General features: G+C 67.7%; 18 protein-coding genes. 6 read left to right on the top strand and 12 right to left on the bottom strand.

From position 1 onward, the window contains the following. Positions 1–47: 47 nt before the first annotated feature. Positions 48–1196 (bottom strand): alpha/beta hydrolase, encoded by a 1149-nt coding sequence (locus tag NM2_RS34510; RefSeq protein WP_245718349.1) that lies wholly within the window; start codon positions 1194–1196, stop codon positions 48–50. Between NM2_RS34510 and NM2_RS53635 the strand changes: the two genes are divergently transcribed. The 3 genes from NM2_RS53635 (at position 1089) to NM2_RS34495 (ending at position 3036) form a co-directional block, all read left to right on the top strand. After that, entirely contained in the window at positions 1089–1928 is an 840-nt protein-coding gene (locus tag NM2_RS53635) for an Rv1363c family protein (RefSeq protein ID WP_501193638.1), read from the top strand. The genes NM2_RS34510 and NM2_RS53635 overlap by 108 nt on opposite strands. Before the next feature lie 86 nt (positions 1929–2014). After that, positions 2015–2281, top strand: coding sequence for a hypothetical protein (locus tag NM2_RS34500; RefSeq protein ID WP_157121492.1), 267 nt, complete (start codon positions 2015–2017; stop codon positions 2279–2281). Between the two features lie 74 nt (positions 2282–2355). Next, a complete protein-coding gene (locus NM2_RS34495; RefSeq protein ID WP_067677771.1) occupies positions 2356–3036 on the top strand; it encodes a phosphate signaling complex PhoU family protein in 681 nt (226 codons plus the stop codon). A gap of 62 nt (positions 3037–3098) precedes the next feature. Here the strand turns inward: NM2_RS34495 and NM2_RS34490 are convergent, their stop codons facing one another. Next, positions 3099–3653, bottom strand: coding sequence for a hypothetical protein (locus tag NM2_RS34490; protein WP_067677768.1), 555 nt, complete (start codon positions 3651–3653; stop codon positions 3099–3101). Positions 3654–3770: 117 nt separating this feature from the next. Next, positions 3771–5564 carry a multicopper oxidase family protein gene (locus tag NM2_RS34485; RefSeq protein ID WP_067677765.1) on the bottom strand — a complete coding sequence of 598 codons (1794 nt, stop codon included), beginning with the start codon at positions 5562–5564 and terminating at the stop codon, positions 3771–3773. 200 nt (positions 5565–5764) lie between these two features. Here NM2_RS34485 and NM2_RS34480 point away from each other — a divergent pair, with 200 nt between their 5' ends. Both NM2_RS34480 and NM2_RS34475 read left to right on the top strand, forming a co-directional pair. Further along, on the top strand, positions 5765–6433 hold the full coding sequence (locus NM2_RS34480) for a TetR/AcrR family transcriptional regulator (protein ID WP_067677763.1): 669 nt from the start codon (positions 5765–5767) through the stop codon (positions 6431–6433). A gap of 173 nt (positions 6434–6606) precedes the next feature. Further along, positions 6607–7251, top strand: a complete 645-nt coding sequence (locus NM2_RS34475; RefSeq protein WP_067677761.1) for a dihydrofolate reductase family protein — start codon at positions 6607–6609, stop codon at positions 7249–7251. Positions 7252–7310: 59 nt separating this feature from the next. Here the strand turns inward: NM2_RS34475 and NM2_RS50735 are convergent, their stop codons facing one another. From NM2_RS50735 to NM2_RS34430, 8 genes are all read right to left on the bottom strand, one after another. After that, entirely contained in the window at positions 7311–7694 is a 384-nt protein-coding gene (locus NM2_RS50735; protein WP_067677753.1) for a hypothetical protein, read from the bottom strand. Positions 7695–7844: 150 nt separating this feature from the next. Beyond that, the gene (locus tag NM2_RS34465; RefSeq protein ID WP_067677750.1) at positions 7845–8039 is read right to left on the bottom strand and encodes a hypothetical protein; all 195 of its coding nucleotides are present in this window, start codon (positions 8037–8039) and stop codon (positions 7845–7847) included. Next, complete coding sequence (locus NM2_RS34460; protein ID WP_067677747.1) at positions 8036–9457, bottom strand: amidase; 1422 nt, start codon at positions 9455–9457, stop codon at positions 8036–8038. The genes NM2_RS34465 and NM2_RS34460 overlap by 4 nt, the downstream gene beginning before the upstream one ends. Then, a complete protein-coding gene (locus tag NM2_RS34455) occupies positions 9454–10197 on the bottom strand; it encodes a GntR family transcriptional regulator (protein WP_245718348.1) in 744 nt (247 codons plus the stop codon). The genes NM2_RS34460 and NM2_RS34455 overlap by 4 nt, the downstream gene beginning before the upstream one ends. Before the next feature lie 126 nt (positions 10198–10323). Beyond that, positions 10324–10917, bottom strand: coding sequence for a cysteine hydrolase family protein (locus NM2_RS34450; protein ID WP_067677744.1), 594 nt, complete (start codon positions 10915–10917; stop codon positions 10324–10326). Next, on the bottom strand, positions 10914–12569 hold the full coding sequence (locus NM2_RS34445; protein ID WP_067677743.1) for a purine-cytosine permease family protein: 1656 nt from the start codon (positions 12567–12569) through the stop codon (positions 10914–10916). Before NM2_RS34445 ends, NM2_RS34450 begins: the two co-directional genes overlap by 4 nt. A 215-nt stretch (positions 12570–12784) precedes the next feature. Continuing rightward, positions 12785–13507, bottom strand: a complete 723-nt coding sequence (locus NM2_RS34440) for a nucleotidyltransferase domain-containing protein (protein WP_067677741.1) — start codon at positions 13505–13507, stop codon at positions 12785–12787. A gap of 414 nt (positions 13508–13921) precedes the next feature. Then, positions 13922–14494, bottom strand: coding sequence for a TetR/AcrR family transcriptional regulator (locus tag NM2_RS34430; RefSeq protein ID WP_067677735.1), 573 nt, complete (start codon positions 14492–14494; stop codon positions 13922–13924). A gap of 226 nt (positions 14495–14720) precedes the next feature. On the opposite strand from NM2_RS34430, the gene NM2_RS34425 reads away from it, so the two are divergent. Then, the gene (locus tag NM2_RS34425) at positions 14721–16259 is read left to right on the top strand and encodes an MFS transporter (RefSeq protein ID WP_084531859.1); all 1539 of its coding nucleotides are present in this window, start codon (positions 14721–14723) and stop codon (positions 16257–16259) included. Positions 16260–16554: 295 nt separating this feature from the next. Here the strand turns inward: NM2_RS34425 and NM2_RS34420 are convergent, their stop codons facing one another. Further along, positions 16555–17274, bottom strand: a complete 720-nt coding sequence (locus tag NM2_RS34420; protein WP_157121490.1) for a hypothetical protein — start codon at positions 17272–17274, stop codon at positions 16555–16557. Positions 17275–17361 lie beyond the last annotated feature (87 nt).

Here is a 17361-nt window from a genome sequence, read left to right as displayed (position 1 = left end):
TTCTCCTTGGATTCGTTCGCAACTCGGTCATCTTGTGCCGCAGCCGGTTACGCGCTCAGGACGCGGTCGTCGAGCCAGGATCGCAGCCGCCGCACGATCGTCGGCAACCCCTCGGGCTGATCGACCAGATAGTGATCGAGGTCAGCCATCTCGATCAGCTCCGCACCGGGATCCGCACTGGCGGCGTGCATTTCGCGCGAATCGCTGACGAAGGCGGCCTGATCGCCGCGCAGGCACATCACCACCGTCGGCGCCTTGACCGAAGTCAGATCGGTGAGCGCGTCGGCGCGCGAGTGGTTCACGCTCCACGTGCTCAGCCAGCTGCGCGCGGTGACGAACCGGGCCAGTCCACCGGCCCCCTGATTGGCGATGCTCGGATCGCCGTACATGCTGCCCGGTTCCCGGTCGCTGGGGTCCAGCGTCGGATCCACGAAGCGTGGATCGGCGACCGTGCGGTGCACCACGCGCCCCGGGTCCGCGCCGGGCCGATCCTTGGACAGTTCCACCTGTTCGAGCGCCCAGGCGTCGATCCGCTCGACGCGTCGATGCTGGGCCTGCCGGTATTCGCGCACCCAGTCCCGATCCAGCGGGAGCGTCCGGGCAGGATCGTAGAGGTCAAGGGCCGGGTCGGTGCGATACGGATCCGATTCGTCGACCACGGCCGGATCGATCCAGTTCAGCAGCACCCGGGCGCGCCCGGCGTGCGCACCGACCAGCATCACACCGTCCGCCGCTATCGCGTCCTGTAACGCGACGGGCTCGCCCGTGGGCGTCTCGGTGATGGTCGGATTCTCCGCCTGCCCCTGATAGAACGACACCAGCGGACCGCCGCCGCTGAAACCGAGCAGCACCACGCGGGCGAAGCCGTGCTGTTCCCTGAGCCAGCGCACGCCGGTCCCGAGGTCCTCCGCCGCACGCTCCATCAGCAATGCGGGCTCATTGGACGAGTAGCGCGTGTTCATGCCCATGATCGGGATACCGGCCGAGGCGAAGGCCTCCAGCAGGAAGTGGGACAGGAAATTCGAGGCCGGATGCGCCATCAGCACCACCAGATCGCGCGAAAACCCCTGGGGCGTCACGAGATTGCCGTGCAGGGTCGGATAGTGGCGACTCAGTCCGGAGTGGATCTCCACCTTCCCGTCCTGCGCCGGGCGATACGGCATGCGCTGGAAGTGTTCTTCGACAGTCCCGGCCAACGTCGGCCTCCTGATCTTTTTCCCACCGAAAATGCGATCCACGTCGGTGCGATCTGCATCGCGATCGCGCGCACCGTACTTTATAGTACGCACAGACGGTACACCAGAGTATGTATTGGAGAGGTGCGGACGGCGACGACGCCGGCGAGCCTACGCGCCCGAATCCTCGCCGCGTCCACGAGCACCTTCCACGGCGACTTCGGTTCCCGCTCAGCCGCTTTCACCGCCGTCGTGAAGCAGGCACACGTCTCGACCACCGGAACCGTCAGCGCGGCCGGAATCGAATCGATCTCCGGCGACGACGCGAAGGTACTCGTGGCCGCCACCTCCCGAGTCACCGATGCGACGGGCGCGAACAACGAACCGCGGGTCTGGCGGCTCCGCGTGCTCACGGCGGCCGACCGCGAAGTCGGACCCGCTGCCGCCGACGCGGCCGCTGCGGTCCTGTCCTACAAACCCGATACCGTCACCGCGGATCTGGCGCGGGCGCACTCTCACCTCACCGGAGACTTCGCCACCTATTTCGACAAGCTCGGCACCGACGTGGTCGTTCCGGCGGCTACGGGACGCCATACGAGTTCCACCGCGACGGTGACCGCCACGTCGGTCGTCTCGGCGGATTCCGGACACGCGGTCGCGCTCGTCTTCGTCAGTCAGGTCACGACCGCGGACGATCTCAATCAGCCCCACCATGTCCAGCAGTTTGCGTTTGGAACTGGTAGAGGTCGGTGAACATTGGCTGGTCAGCAAGCTGGACACCGTATGAACTCGGCAATGTCGCGCACCGCGTTCTGCTTGGAGGTCTATGGTGTTCCGTTATGGCGACCAGAGATGTCACTGTGACAGTGACCGTGGACAGCTTCGATTGGGATTCCCTGTGCGATGCGGCCGTGTGCGCGGGCATGAGCGTGCCGGACTACCTCGCCTGGAACGTGCGGAAGATCGCGCAGCGATCCCGCCCCAAGGGATCCGCGGTCCCCGGGCGGCGCGGCGGGCTCGGTGAGGAGGCCGGGGAGACCGCCGCATGGACCGAAACCTTCTCCCAGCGGGTGCAGGGTCGAGCCGAACAGTTTCGTAACGACTGAACCGCAGCCCAATCCGATCGGCGAATCCCCCGGGGTGGTGACGCGCCGCGAACCCGAATGCGATTGAATCGGGTATGCGCGGTGACTACCACGAGAACCTGCGGCAGCTGGCACAGCTGCAGCAACTGATCTGCCTTCAGGACAGGGCCGCGATCGCCGATGCGACGCAGGCTCTGGTGACGGCGGATATCGAACTGGCCGAAGCCGCGATCGATACCGCCGCTCGCGTCGAGACCATGGCGCAGCAGGCAGAGCAGGAGTCGATTCGACTATTGACGCTGCAGGCGCCCGTGGCGAGTGAGTTACGGCAGGTCGTGACCGCAATCCAGCTGATCGGGAATCTGCAGCGGATGGGCGCGCTGGCCGGTCACGTCGCGGTCAGCGCTCGCCGTCGTCATCCGGACTTCGTCGTCGCGGATCCCGTGCGGCCGTTGATCACTCGCATGGGCGAGGCCGCGGTCGAGATCGCCACCAGCGCCGCCGCGGTCCTCGAATCCGGCAACCCGGAGTCCGCGGCCACCCTGGACGCCCAGGACGACGCCATGGACCACCTCCACGAGGAACTCCTGGGCCTGGTCCTGAATCCCGACTGGGGTTACGGCGTCACCGCCGCGGTCGACCTCACCCTCCTGGGCCGCTACTACGAACGTTTCGCCGACAACGCCGTCGAGGTGGGCCGCCGCACCATCTTCCTGGCCACCGGCGAAACCGCCGACACCTGGACACCGACGGACTCCGAGCCGGCCTCGGAGTAGCCCCTGCCGCGACCGCGCTCGCGGGCCGACAACAGCTCGACCCGAACCACGGCCGACTCGAATCATGCTCCACCGCAACGACATCGGCCGTGAAAGTCGCGATCGACCTTCACGGTGGTGGAGCGAGCAGGGTGGGCAGTCGGAGGGGATGCCCCGAATTGTTCTGGCGCAGACCCATCGGCGTAGAGTTTGCCGGCGCCGCCGACGTAGCTGCCGTCGGTCGGGGTGTAGGTGGTGACCGCGGCGGCCGGTTGTGCGGGTACGGCCGCAGCGGGCGCGGCGATCAGCGGCGGATAGAGCACCAGAATCTGCTGTAGTGACGGGTTGTGCACGGCCGCAACCTGTTCCACGGTGACGAGATTGGACAGCAGCAGCGGCAGGGTCGGGCGCAGCCGGGTGAACAGGGCGGTGACCTCGTCGGCAGCCGGTCCGGCCTGGGCGATGACGCCGCGCAGGTGTGCGTCCACGGTGCGCAATGTCCCGGTCAGCGCGGCCAGCGACGAGGCCCACTGCCGGATCCGATCCCCGGTGACGGTCTGGGTGTCCAGCAGCGGTCCGAGCTCATCGATCAGAGTCGACGCAGGGCCGTCGACCCCGGCCGCGGCCCGAGTGACCACACGGTGCCGTTCGCCCGGCCTTTCGCGAGATCGTCAGCCGACAATTGCGGCGCTCACGCCACCGTGGCTCACGGCGATGCCATCCATGCTCCGCGCGAGGCGATGCGATGCGGGCGTTCATTCGCGGACCGTCCGGTAGCGCAGCATCATCTCGTGGTCCTCGTGGTCGAGCAGGTGGCAGTGCCAGACGTAGCCCTGTAGTTCGCCGCCGGGCATGGAATGCGTTGCCGCCATGTTGTTTCCGGTGTGCTGCATGGGGACGCTGGGGAATGTCGCGTCCGGGTCGAAGCCGAGTTCTTCGGCGGTGGGGAATCGGACGATGATTCTGGTGACGGTGCCGCCCTCGGCCCGGACGATGTCCTTCCAGCCCGATTCCCATGGGGCAGGCGGCTGTTCGGGTCCGCCGAGGAAGTTCTCCGCCGACGGGGTCCACTTCACTCCGACGGGCGGCTGCGGGTTGGCCAGCTGATAGTCGATGGTGCGCAACGGGGTTCGGCCCAGGATGCGGAAGTTGACCAGGTGGATGTGGATGGGATGCGGATCGGGGGTGATGTTGACGATGTTCCACTGCTCGACCGTGCCCTGGCGGGGCAACTCGATCTCGGGGTCGTCGAAGGTGAGGTTGTTCAGCACCATGATCGCCGGTGGCATGCGCACGGCGTAGGGCTGGCTGACGGTGACGTTCCGCACGACGGCCGGTCTCTCCAGCGCGGGCATCGCCGCGGGCAGGCCCGCGGCTCCCCGAAGTCGTTGCGGCACAGGCCCGGTGAACCCGCGACGGCTCGCCGCGCGGAATCGGCAGAACAGCGGCATCGCGACCTCACCGAGCATCGCGGCCTGGAACACCGGCGCCTCGTCATTGCGCAACTCGACGGTCTCCCCCGGTGCGAGTCCGGAGAAGTCGACCAGCAGATCCACCCGCTCCCCCGGCTCGAGCAGCAGGTTGCGCACCGGCACCGGTCGATCCAGTAGGCCGTGATCATTGCCGATCACCCAGAACCGCATTCGATTGCCGAAGAACAGATTCCACAGACTGAACGAGGCCGCGTTGAGCACCCGGAACCGGTAGAGCCCGCGGGCGACCTCGAGTTCCGGCCACACGACGCCGTTGACCAGCCCCACGTCGCCGACGCCGCCGCCCTCCCACGCGCCCTGCGGCACGACGACCGTCGAACGCAGGCTCTGCTGCCCGTCGGCGCTGAACAGCTTCTCCTGCAACACCATCGGGATCTCGAACTCACCCGCGGGCAGTCCGAGCGGATTGCCGGGCGCGCCGGTGTCGAATTCGTCCCGCAGCAGCACCATCCCCGCCAGCCCGGCGTAGACGTTCGCGCGGGTGATGCCCATCGCGTGGTCGTGATACCAGAGGTTGGCGGCGTACTGGCGCAGCGGAAAGTGGTGCGTCAGGCTCTGTCCGGGGAAGACCAGCCGTTCGGGATGCCCGTCGCTGTCCGGCGGGGTCACCCCGCCGTGCAGATGGAACGAACACGGTGGCGAGGTCCGGTAGTGCTCCCCGACCCCGTGCACGGTAGTGTCCATATCCGCCGCGAAGGGGTGCGCGCCGATCCGGTTGCCGAACCGCAGGGTCAGCGGCTCGTCCACGCGATGTTCGATGGTCGGGCCCAGATACTCCATTCCGCCGTACCCGAGCGAGGGCGCGGGCCCCAGATCGCGATGGAATCGGTGCGTCGTCGTCACGGCGTTCAGCTCCAGAGCATCGCCGCGCAGCACCGGCAACCGCGGCATCTCGTCGACGAAGGGCCGCATCGGCGGGGAGTGGAACAGCAGCGGACTCGGCGGCAGGGCGGGCGGCTCGGCGGACGCGAGATTCCCTGCGCGGCCGTACATTCCGGCGACGGCCAGACCGATTCCGGCGCGCCGCAGAAATCTCCGGCGGCCGATCGCGCCCATCGCTGGTCCTCCTCGGATGGCCTCATCGCACATCCTGTCCCATCATACTTTTTGGTATAGTCCACGGTACTTCGCTGAATGGTACACAGCCGCGACCACCGGGCGAGCAGAATCGGAGAACCCGTGAATTCAGCCCCCTCACCTGCGCCGCAAGCCGTGCATGCAATGGCCCGACCGATCGTTGGCCTAGCATCGAAGACGTGAGCGCAGCAGACAGCCCTCCGGAACCGAGCACCGGAACCGAGCCGGAATCCGATGCGCGGCCGCGGAGATCGAAGAAGGCGCAGGCCCAGCGCAGCGGTCGCAGCCGCAGCCCGCGCCTGTCCTACGACGACTGGGTCGACGGCGCGCTGGCCATGCTCGCGCGAGAAGGCGTGTCCGCCATCAAGATTCCCCGGCTGTGCACCGAACTGGGCGTCACCAAGGGCAGCTTCTACTGGCATTTCGACGATATCCAGCAGCTGATGAAGGCGATGGCCGACCGCTGGAGCGCCGTGCAGAGCGACGCCGTGCGCGCCCTCGGCGCCATCGACTCCATCCCCGTCGAACAGCGCATCGAGCAGATGGCCACACTGCTGGTCGATCCGAGCACCTGGATCGTGGAGGCCACGGTGCGCGAATGGGCGCGCAACGACGCCAAGGTGGCCGGCGCGGTCCAGGCGCTCGAGCGCAAGGTTTTCGACATCGTCGAGCAGACCATGCTCGAACTCGGTTTCGACACCGCCCAGGCCCGCCTGCGCGCGGGCGCGATGGTCTATCTGGGCATCGGCCTGATCCACGGCCGCGACAGCCTACCCATCCCCACCGCACAGGAGGCGCACGCCGTCATCGATCTGCTCACCACGCCGTCACAAACTCGGGAGAAATGAGATAGCGGCGGCTCAGCCCGCCAGGCCCGCGCACCTATGCCGCGCGGCGACCGCATCCTCGTAGGCCGCGGTCGATTCCGCGAGAACGCCACCCTCAGGCATCGGCTCGCCCCCCCGATGCCTCCCGCGCAGCTAGTCTCCCGACTGCAGATTGCAATCAGAAGGGGTTTCGAATGACACAGCTGGTCCGCGTCCAGAACTTCACCCTGTCGAGCGACGGTTACGGAGCCGGGGAGGGGCAGAGTTTCGAGCGGCCGTTCGGCCACGCCGATCCGTCCGAACTGTTCGCCTGGGCAGGCGCGACCGCACACTGGCCGAACCGCACCGAACCGGGCGGCACCTACGGCCTGGACGACTACTGCGCCCGCGACTTCCACAACAACATCGGCGCGGAGATCATGGGGCGCAACAAATTCGGCCCGCAACGCGGCCCGTGGGAGAACTACGACTGGCAGGGCTGGTGGGGCGAGGAACCCCCGTTCCACACGCCGGTTTTCGTGCTCACCCACCACGTGCGACCGTCGTTCACCTTGGGCGAGACCACATTCCACTTCCTCGACGCGTCACCGAAGGAGGCGCTGGCACAGGCGTTCGCCGCGGCCGACGGGAAGGACGTGCGCATCGGCGGCGGGGTGAACACGGTGCGGGAATTTCTCGACGCCGATCTCATCGATCAGATGCACATCGCGGTGGGACGGATCGAGATCGGCCGTGGCGAGCGGCTGTGGTCCAGTCCCGAGGAACTCACCGACCGCTTCCACCTGGAGCAGATCCCCAGCCCGAGCGGTATGGTGCACCACTTCTTCTGGCGGCGCTGAGGACCCCGGGCCGCCGCCGATCCACGCCGGCGACGGCTCCGCCCCGCGATGCGCCGCGCTCACATGGCGCTGCCGGTGGACATGCCGCCGTATCCGTACGGCGAGAACATGCCACCGTACGGGTATGGCGAGAACATGCCGCCGCCCCACTGATCCCAGCCGCCGCCACGCCACTGATTCCAACCCCAGCCGTGATGACCCCAGCCACCTGGACGCCCCCAACCGGGATGACCCCAACCGCCATGCCCCCAGCCGCGATGCACCGGATCGGCCGACGGGGTGGCGGGTGCGGTGGCCGCGGGAGCCGGGGTCACCGGAATTCCGGCGGCCGGAGCGGCGAAGGCCGGGACCGCGACCGCGACCGGCGTCGCGACGATGACGAACGCGACGGCCGCACGGGACAGCGTGCGCCGCGCGCCCAGCGGAACGACATTTCGAGACATGCGAACTCCTTACGTGCACAACGTGTTCGGATCCGCTTATCGCCCGAGACCATGCCCCGCCCGACGGATCCGCCTCTTACCGTTATTTAATGTACCGTCATTTAACGGCACATTCAACAGGCAAGAGGCAGGCCGCCTACTCGCAGGACCTCAGCTCGCCCAGTCCGCGATCCGCGAAGCGGCCCGGAAATGCAGCGCCGGGGCGGCGTACCGCGCGTCCGGCACCGCGTAGAGGGCATCGACCGCGGCCCGCTGATCGGCGAATCCAGCCGCATAGGCGGTGATCTCGTCCTCGGACGCGGGCAGCTGTGCCGCGTCGAGCAGGGTCTTCATGATCTCGTTCATGCCGCAGCTCCTTCGGTGGCGAGTTCGGGCGCCCGCAGATGCCACTGGGTGGCCTGCTGGAATACGTCGGCGACGCGCAGGATCTCCGCCTCGCCGAAGGCCGGTCCGGCCAGTTGCATGGACAGCGGCAGTCCGGCCGCGGTGAAACCCATGGGCACGGCCAGTACCGGATTACCGACCGAATCCCAGTACGGGGTGTGGATCAGGCTGAACAGCGTCCCGACATCGGTCTGACCGCCCGGGCCGGTGATCGATTCGAAGGTAGGCGCACCGACCGCCGCGGTCGGGCAGACCACCACGTCCACGCTGTCGAACAGCTCGCCCACCGCATTCTGGGCGACACTCCGGACCCGTTGTGCCTGAACGTAATCCGCGCCCGACACCTGAGCGCCGATCGCCAGCATCGCCCGAGTCGCGACGAAATAGTCGTCCCACCGCTGCGACAGATCGGTGCGGTGATAGGCCAGCGCCTCGGATCCCATCGTGATCATGTCGGCGGTGATCATCTCCTGCCGATAGGGCAGCACCACCTCGCGCACGTCCGCACCCGCGCGCACCAGCACGTCCACGGCCGCGTCGAAGGTCGGGACCAGCGCGGGATCGCTCAGCTCGGGAAAGTGCCCCTCGCGCACCACCCCGATCCGCACACCGGTCAGATCCCCGGCCCATTCCGGTGCGGCGAACGGGGCGTCCACGCAGTCCGGATCGCTGGGATGCGCACCGGCGAGCACCTCGAGCATCGCCGCGCAATCCCGCGCGCTGCGCGCCAGCGGACCGATGTGGTCGAGGCTGTAACCCAGTGGCACACAACCGGATTTGGGCACCCGGCCGAATGTCGGCATCAGCCCGCTGACACCGCAGAACGCGGCCGGGATCCGGATGCTGCCCGCGGTGTCCGTGCCGATTCCGGCCAGGAACATCCCCGCCGCGACGCCGATTCCGGTACCCGAGCTGGACCCGCCGGGCCAGGTGGCCGGATCCCACGGATTGCGCGGCACCGGAAAGGGTTTGGTGGTATCGGGCATACCGCAGGCGAATTCCATCGTCGTGGTCTTACCCGTGAGCACGGCACCGGCCGCCTTGAGCCGCGCGACGACCGGCGCGTCCTTGCCCGCACCCCACTCCCGGTCCAGGATCAGGCTCTGCGCGGTCGTGGGCCCCTCGGCCATGGCCAGAATATCCTTGACGCCCACGGGAATTCCGTGCAGCGGGCCGCGATCCTGCCCGGCCGCGAGGTCGGCGTCGGCCGCAGCGGCACGCTCGAGCGCGTACTCGTCGAACCGGGCCAGATACGCGCCTACGGTGCCGTCGAATTCATCGGCCGCGGCGATCGCGGCGCGGGTCAGGGCGACCGAGGTGGTCGTTCCGGCGCGCAGTGCCGCTGCCGCGTCGGTGAGAGTGAGTGGTATGTCGGTCATGACAACTCCCTGCTACTGCTGGCGCGTGAGACGAATCGAAACCGTTCCCCGCGCGTGTGAATGAAGGCGACGTCGAACGGGTGGCCGCCGAGGTCGTAGATGATCTGTTCCATCGAGATCAGGGGCGTCCCCTCCCGAACGCCCAGCGCGGCGGCCAACGGGGCGTCGGCCGGTTCGCAGTCGATCACGAATTCCGAATCCGACAGCGCCACACCGGAATCGGCGAGCAGTTGGTACCAGTCGGAGACGAAGGGCGTGTCCAGCAGCTGGATCGCCTCGGGACAGCGGACATAGTTCGTCGCGATCGCCAGCGGCTCGTCCTCGTGCAACGCCACGTACTCGAGCCGCAGACACGGTGTGCCCGGGGCGATTTCGAGCCGTTCGGCGATGGCGCCCGGGGCCGGGACCATCGAGCGATCCAGTTCCCGCGGCCGCATCCGGTGGTTGAACATGCTGCCCATAGAGGGTTTCATCACCCCGTGCGCCTCGGGCAGCGAGGTCGTCACCGGTTTCAGGACGGCGTGCGTGCCGATCCCCTGGGTCCGTTCGATCAGCCCCTCGGTGCGCAGCAGCGCCAGGGCGGCCCGCACGGTCGCCCGCGACACCCGATAGGCGGTCATCAGCTCGCTCTCACTGGGCAACTGACCGCGCGCATACCCGCCGCCGCGCACCGTAGCACGCAATATGTCCCGCAGCCGACGCACATCGTGGGCCCGCTGCCCTCCGGCCGCAGTCCGCATACCCCTGGACGGTAAGCAACCGCCGTTGCCGAGCGATCTCCCCTCCGTGACCGGGGTGTTACGGGTGAGCACGATCATGTCGCACCTCTCGGGCAATCGGCTCCGGCACGAACCCGGTGCGCGCGCTCATGCCGCCACCGCCGTCTGCGCGAAGTCCGCGACCGAGACGACCTCGGCGAAACGGCAGTCGCGCATGATCTCGATGCCGATCTCGTGCAGGCGCGGGGTCTGCGCGGCGCAGCAGTCGTGCAGCAGCGTCACCTCGAAATCGCGCATGGCCGCCGAGCGCACGGTCGACTCGACGCAGAAGTTGGTCACCACGCCGCAGGCGACCAGCTCCGTCACGCCCAGGCCGCGCAGCAGCTGGTCGAGCGAGGTCCACTGGAACGCGTCCATCCGTACCTTGTCGACCACAAGATCCTTTGGGCCACACCCGAGTTCGTCCACCACGTCACCGTCCCAGCTACCCGCGAGCAGGCCGTCGACCGAGGACAGGTCCGGTGTCCGGGCGCACATCCACGGTCCCTGATCGAGATAGCCGGGGCTGTACACGTGCCGGGTGAAGACCACCGGCATCCCGGTGCGTCGGGCGTGCTCCACAGCCGTGGCGGTATTGGCGACCGCGGCCTCGGCCCCGGACAGAGCCATCCCCAGCCGCGGCAGTGAGCCGTCCGGATGGCAGAAGCCGTTCTGCATGTCGACGACGATCAGCGCTTTCATCGCGCCACCTCCAATTCGGGTTGTGCGGTACCGACGACCGCTGGCATGCCCAGTGGCACAGCACCTTTCGGTGGCCGCCAGGCATTGGATTTACAGGCGTCCCGGCAGGAGCCCTCGGTCGAGCAGCACAGTGAGCACACGGTGCCGCCGTGGAACGGACAGGTGGCCATGTCGACCACGTCGTAGTCGCCCTCGCACACCGAGCAGGGCAGTTCGCCGTCGTGCTCGGGCAGTTCGGAGATCCGGGCGATGTACCAGCGGCCCTTGGTCGCCCACGCGATCAGCGGCGGCAGCACCAGTGCCAGAACAAGTGCCACGAACGGTGACAGCGCCGCGGCCGTGGAACCGAACACGCGGTAGTAGGCGATCATCGACACCGCGCCCGCGATCACCATCGATCCGAAGCCGACCGGGTTCACGTTGTAGAGGTGGGCGCGGTGGAAGACCAGTTGTGGCGGTGCGAGTTTCAGCCAGCGCTTGTTGATCACCAGATCCGCGACCATGGCCGCGATCCACGCGATGCCGATGTTGGAGTACCAGGCCAGCACCTCGACGATGTGGTCGAAGATGCCGATCTCCATGAGTACCAACGAAAGGCCGACCTGTAGGAAGACCCAGGCGGCGCGGCCCGGATGACGGTGCAGCAGCCGAGAGAAGAAATTCGACCACGACAGCGAACCCGAGTACGTGTTCATGATGTTGATCTTGATCTGCGACAGCAGCACCAGTGTTCCGGCCAGGATCAACGCACTGGTGTGATTACCGGTGACCCGCTGGTAGACCGAGGTGAACAGATCGACCGGCACGCCGACCTGCCCCGGGCTCAGCGTGGTCGAGGCGTAACCGACCAGCAGTGTGGAGGCGAAGAAGATTCCCATCGCGAACAACGCGAATCCCGGTCCGCCGAACAGCACCGCCAGTCGCCAGCGCCCCCGCTTGCCGCGCTCGGGATCGGGCATCAGCCGCAGATAATCGCCCTGCTCCCCCACCTGTGCGGCCAGCGACAACTGCGCGGCGGCGATGGTGAAGATCGCCAGCACCGACATCCCGGCCACGCCCGCCGGCCCCACGCTGGCGGGGTGCACCATATGCGTTCCCGCATCCGGTGCGGTGGCCGCGCTGCCCAGGGCGAGCCCGATCAGCGCGATCCACAACGGCCAGGTCCACGCCTGGAATTTGGCGCTGAACGACATGCCGTAGAGGGTCAGCGGAATCATCACCACCGCCACCGCGACATAGGACAGGTGGATGTCCAATCCGGTCAGCGCGGTGACCGCCTGCGCCATGATCGCGCCCTCGTAGGCGAGGAAGATGAGGGTGTAGGTCGCGTAGACCAGTGAGGTCACGGTCGAGCCCAGGTAGCCGAAACCCGAACCGCGCGTGAGTAAGTCGATATCGATATGGCCGCGGGCGATGGCGAACGCGATCACGATCGTCAGCGGCAACGTCACCACCGCCGCGAGGCCGAAGCCGATCAGCGCGTTGCCGAAGCCGAACGAGTCGACGAACGCCGCGTCCAGTGCGTATCCCGCCATCGCGGATATCCCGACCAGGCAGGACAGGAACACCATCCACGGTGACCATTTACGGAATGCGGCCGGTGTGTACCGCAGGGAGTAGTCCTCCATTTTGGGGTTGTCGGTGAAGCCCATCGGTCGATCCCTTCGCTGTGCTGGATCGACCGTCCCAACCCCGTATTTCCGCCCCGTATCCGATTCTGTTGCGCCTCGTTACGCCGACCTCCGGACCACAACTCCCCTGCGGACCTGCCCTTTTCCCGGAGATCCGAGCACTTACGCCGCAAACTCACGCCGATCCGCCGCGGGATCGCCATAGCGCTCCTGGCGATCCGCCGTAGAACGTCGATTCAGACGGGACCGTCCGCCCGGAATCCTTCGAACAGCCGTCCGCCGACCTGGTCCAGAACCTCGGTGACCACCTCGACCATCGGGCCGATCTCACCGAGAGCGGCCGTGCGCACTCCGTCCATCAGCGCGCGACCGAAGGCCGTGCCGCCGACCTGATCGAAGTCCGCCAATTCCCGATGCAGCCATTTGCCACCGCCGCTCCAGTGCCTGTTCGCGGTGAGCAGCAGATGGGCCGCCGCCTGCCACAGCGCGACCGCGATCGCGAGCCTCTCGTTCTCGTCCTCGGAACCCACCAGATCGTCGAGTAGATCGGTGATTCCGTAGCGCTGGCCTCGTAATTCCGTGTCGCTCAACAATTCCGGTCCGGCGGACAGTTCTCTCGCGCAATCCTCCCGCAGCTGCGCGCCGCTGCCGTCCACGTCCAGCAAGATGTGGGCCCGCCCGATCAGTCGCGCCGTGGCCGGACGTCGCGCGGCACGCTCCGTCGCGCGGAAATACTCGATCGATTCCTCGGTCTGCACGAAAAGCTCCACCGGCCAATCCGCGTGACGCAGCGACTCACGATATGGGGCGGATGAACCTGCGAGCAGCACGGTGATGTCCAGATCCGAAGTCGCCGTTGCCGTTCCGTGTGCGACACTGCCGCCCAGCCAGGCGGCCCGCGCCCGCGGGAACCGGTCGAGCACCAATTGCCGGGCGATGTCGAAGGCGGCGGCGGTCATCCTGTCATCGTGGCATCTTCGCCGCGGTCCGGTCGCCGCCGACGGTCTGCGCTGCACGCCTGCGCACGGCATCGACGAGGGCCACGTCGTCCGGCGCATCACCGTCGGCTGGTGGCCCGTCACACCGTCACCAGCGCGGACCGGCTCCGGCCGACCAGAACCTCGATGTGCCCGAGGCCATCCGGCGCACTGGTTCGTCGCACGGTAGCGGAGTCGCACGTGCCCCCACGCGCGGCACAGCACGCGAACCCCCAGCCACACTGTCGAATTCACAGGGCCGGGTGGGGTGAAGCGGTGAATGGTCCCAGTGCTGGTGGTTCCGTCTGGAATCGGGGTGCGGGCCACGTTACCGTGGCAGAGGGCAGGGCGAATGGGTGCAGAATTCGCCCTGCCCACTTGAATGCCGTTGTTGCCCTATTGATCTCGTTCTGGGATCGACTCGCGGCGGCTGAGGCTCGGGAGCAGGAACTGTTGCAGCAGAAGGCTTTCGGTGTCCGGGTCGGTGGGCCACAGCAGTAGTTGCAGGACCGAGCGGATGAGCCAGGTGGTGGTCAGCAGGTCGCCGGGGTGGCTGCCGGTGAATTCGGCGGCGAGCCGGTTCAGGGCGGGTGACTGAGCGAAGGTTACCGCCGCGCGGGGGCCGTGCTCGGAGGACAGGAACGCGAGGACGACCGGTTCGGTACGGATCTCACGCAGGGCCACCGTGAGGGCGGCGTAGGCGCGGTCGGGGCCGGTGTGGTCGGCCATGACGCGGTCGACGACGTCGGTGATGCGGGTGGCAGCGCGGGTCAGCACGGTCTCGCGCAGGTGCATCGCGCCGCCGGTGTGACGGTAGACGGTCGCGCGCGAGCAGTGCGCGTGGCGGGCGACCGTATCGACGGTCAGGCAATCGAATCCGTGCCGCGTGATCAGATCCGCCGCGGCGGCGTAGATGTGATCGGCGGCCGTCTCGTGCCGATCCGCGCCCAGCAGCCAGTCGGAGCTCATCGCCTCAGTATGCGACATTCCAGCACCCCGGACGGCAGAGTTCACCCAGGTCGGCGCACCGGGGTGAGACACACTCGGCCGACCGGCGACCCGGGTACATGTCTAGTTCGATCGCACACCTTGTCCGGCACCCGATCCGTCAGCGAGCGTGGAGGCCACGGACGAACACCACGCTCCCCGTCCGCCCGACTCATGCGCAACGCCGAATCCTGAACGGAGAACGCCGATGTCGCTATCCACCGAGGCCGCGGACACCTCGACCGGCCGGTGGTCCTGGGCACAGGTGCGGACGGTGTTCATCGCGTGTGCGGCGGTGGGCGTGGTGGTCGCGTCCATGGCCGCGCTCTACACCGCGCTACCGCCGATCGCCGTCGCCACCGGCGCGAATCAGACCCAGAGCGCGTGGATCATCGACGGATACACCCTGGCACTGGCATGTCTGGTGCTGCCCGCCGGGGCGCTCGGCGACCGGTACGGCCGACGCCGGGTGATGATCGCCGGGCTGGTGATCTTCGCCGCCGCGTCGATGATCCCGGTGGTGAACTCGACGGTCACCGCACTGATCACCGCTCGTGCGATCGGCGGGGTCGGCGCGGCGCTGGTGATGCCCTCCACCCTGTCCCTCATCACCGCGGGGTTCCCGGAAGGCGGCGCGGGAAGGGCGATCGGCGCGTGGGCCGGGCTCGCCGGTTCCGGCGGCCTGTTCGGCCTGGTCGGGTCCGGGCTGCTGCTGCACTGGTGGTCGTGGCAGTCGATCTTCGTCGCTCTGGCCGTACTCGCGGCCGTACTCGCCGCGGCCGGATTCGCGCTCACCGAATCCCGCAGCACGATCCCTACGGGATGGGATCCGTTCGGAGCCCTCACGGTGATCGCGACCGTCGGTCTGTTGGTGTGGGCGTTGATCGCCGTCGGCGACCGAGGCTGGAGCGATCCCTACATCCTGTGTGGGTTCACCGGCGCCGTACTGGCCGGGGCCGCCTTCATCGCGATCGAACTGCGAACGAGCAGACCACTATTGAATCTGCGACTGTTCGCCAGGCGCGGATTCGGTTCCGGCGCAGCCTCCATCACCGTCCAATTCCTCGTCACCTTCGGCATGTTCCTGATCGTCGTGCAGTATCTGCAGCTGATCCTGGGATACAGTCCGCTGCGCGCCGCCGTCGCGATCCTGCCCATGGGCGCGGCCCTGATCGGATTGTCCGCGGTCTCACCGCATCTGGCCATGCGCTACGGACTGCGCTGGCCGACCGCCGCCGGACTGCTCGTCATCGCCGCCGGACTCGGCATGATGACGCGCCTGCAACCCTCCTCCGGATATCTCGCCGTACTCGTCCCGCTGTGCATCGTCAGCGCGGGACTCGGGCTCACCGCGGCCCCCGCCACCACCTCGATCATGACCGACACCGCCCTGGACGCGCACGGCGTCGCCGCGGCCGTCAACGACGCAGCCCGCGAGATCGGCGCGGCGATCGGAATCGCCCTCGCCGGAACAGTTCTCGCCGCCGGCTACCGCACGGTCATCTCCCCCGTACTCCCCCAGCTTCCCGAAGCGGCCCGAGCCCCCGTCTCCCATTCCCTCGCTGCCACAACCGAACTCGCCCACCGAGCCGGTCCCAGCGCCCAGCCCCTCCTCGAACTCGCCCGCACCGGCTTCCTCGATGGTTTTCACCACACGACCCTCGTCCTGGCCATCATCAGCGCCGCCGCCTTGGCCCTGGTCTTCTGGGCCCCGGGCCGTCCCCGGGGCACCGATCGGCAGGACTGAACGGCTCGTCGGCGAAATCCTCTGGGCGTGGACTATTCCCGGACGCATCAGTCCCGACGCCGGTCCTGTAGCGGCCCGGACGGTGCCGATGACCTTGCTGAAAGCCTGCCGGGGTTCGCCACCCGCAGGCGTGGGCGAAGTCAGCAGTTCGTGGTGGCCCGCACGCAGAACCAGTGCAGGGTAGATACGCGACCGCGTCCGCGCGCAGCACACGGGATGAGTGAGAGCCGCGCAAATCACCTACCCTGGCAACAGTTTCGACGAACCAACCGGAAACGGGGGTTTCGCGTACCAGCTACCCGGGCAGCCCCGCGATCGTGTCGGCCGGGGTGAATTCGTGGGCATTGCGAGGGCAGGTGGTTCTGCCGAAGAAGTAGGTGAGGCGACGGGCCAGGATGGGCTGGCGGGCGGTGACCGCGAGAGTGTGCAGCCGGTGGGCGAGCCCGGCGAGTTGGGTGGGGGCGGCGGGGATGAGATCCGTGTCGTCGGCGTCGTCGGTGAGGGAGTCGTCGTCCCAGCAGGTGAAGACGCCGTGGGTACCCAGGGCTACGAACGCCACCGCGGAGCATTCGGGGCATTTGATCTCGAATTCGCCGCCGATCAGCCCGACCAGCCTGCGGGACCATTCGGTCTGGCCCTCGAACGCGAGCATGCTGCGCATGCGATAGACGAAGATGTCCGGCTCATGGTCCACGTCGGCGTACTTCTTCGCCAGATCCGACCGGACAAGGTCCAGGAGGGCCGCGATGTCCCGTGCGTAGCGTCGGCGAATGCACCCGGTGTGCGGATCGGCCCGCGCGAGCAGATCACCGGCGAGTTCGATCGCGCGCAGGCGGGTCAGCGGACGACCCTCGCGAGCCAGCGCGGCGAGCGCGGGCAGGGCCGCGCAGGCGTGCTCACCGATGTGCCGGTAATACAGCTCTTCCCGAAGATTCGACCACACCCCCGAATCCGCGCCATCGGTGGACAGTTCGGCAAGAAGGGCAACCGCTTGTGGGCGAAGGGGATTCGACACACACCCATCCAACCAGCCGAACGGCCGCTGTGCCCCCGGGAGTGGATATTGTCCGATTCGAATTCGCGACGGGGCCCCCCTTCGTAC

The organism is Nocardia miyunensis NBRC 108239, assembly GCF_001613065.1.
GTDB classification, from domain to species: domain Bacteria; phylum Actinomycetota; class Actinomycetes; order Mycobacteriales; family Mycobacteriaceae; genus Nocardia; species Nocardia miyunensis.
This window is presented reverse-complemented; position numbering and strand designations above follow the sequence as displayed.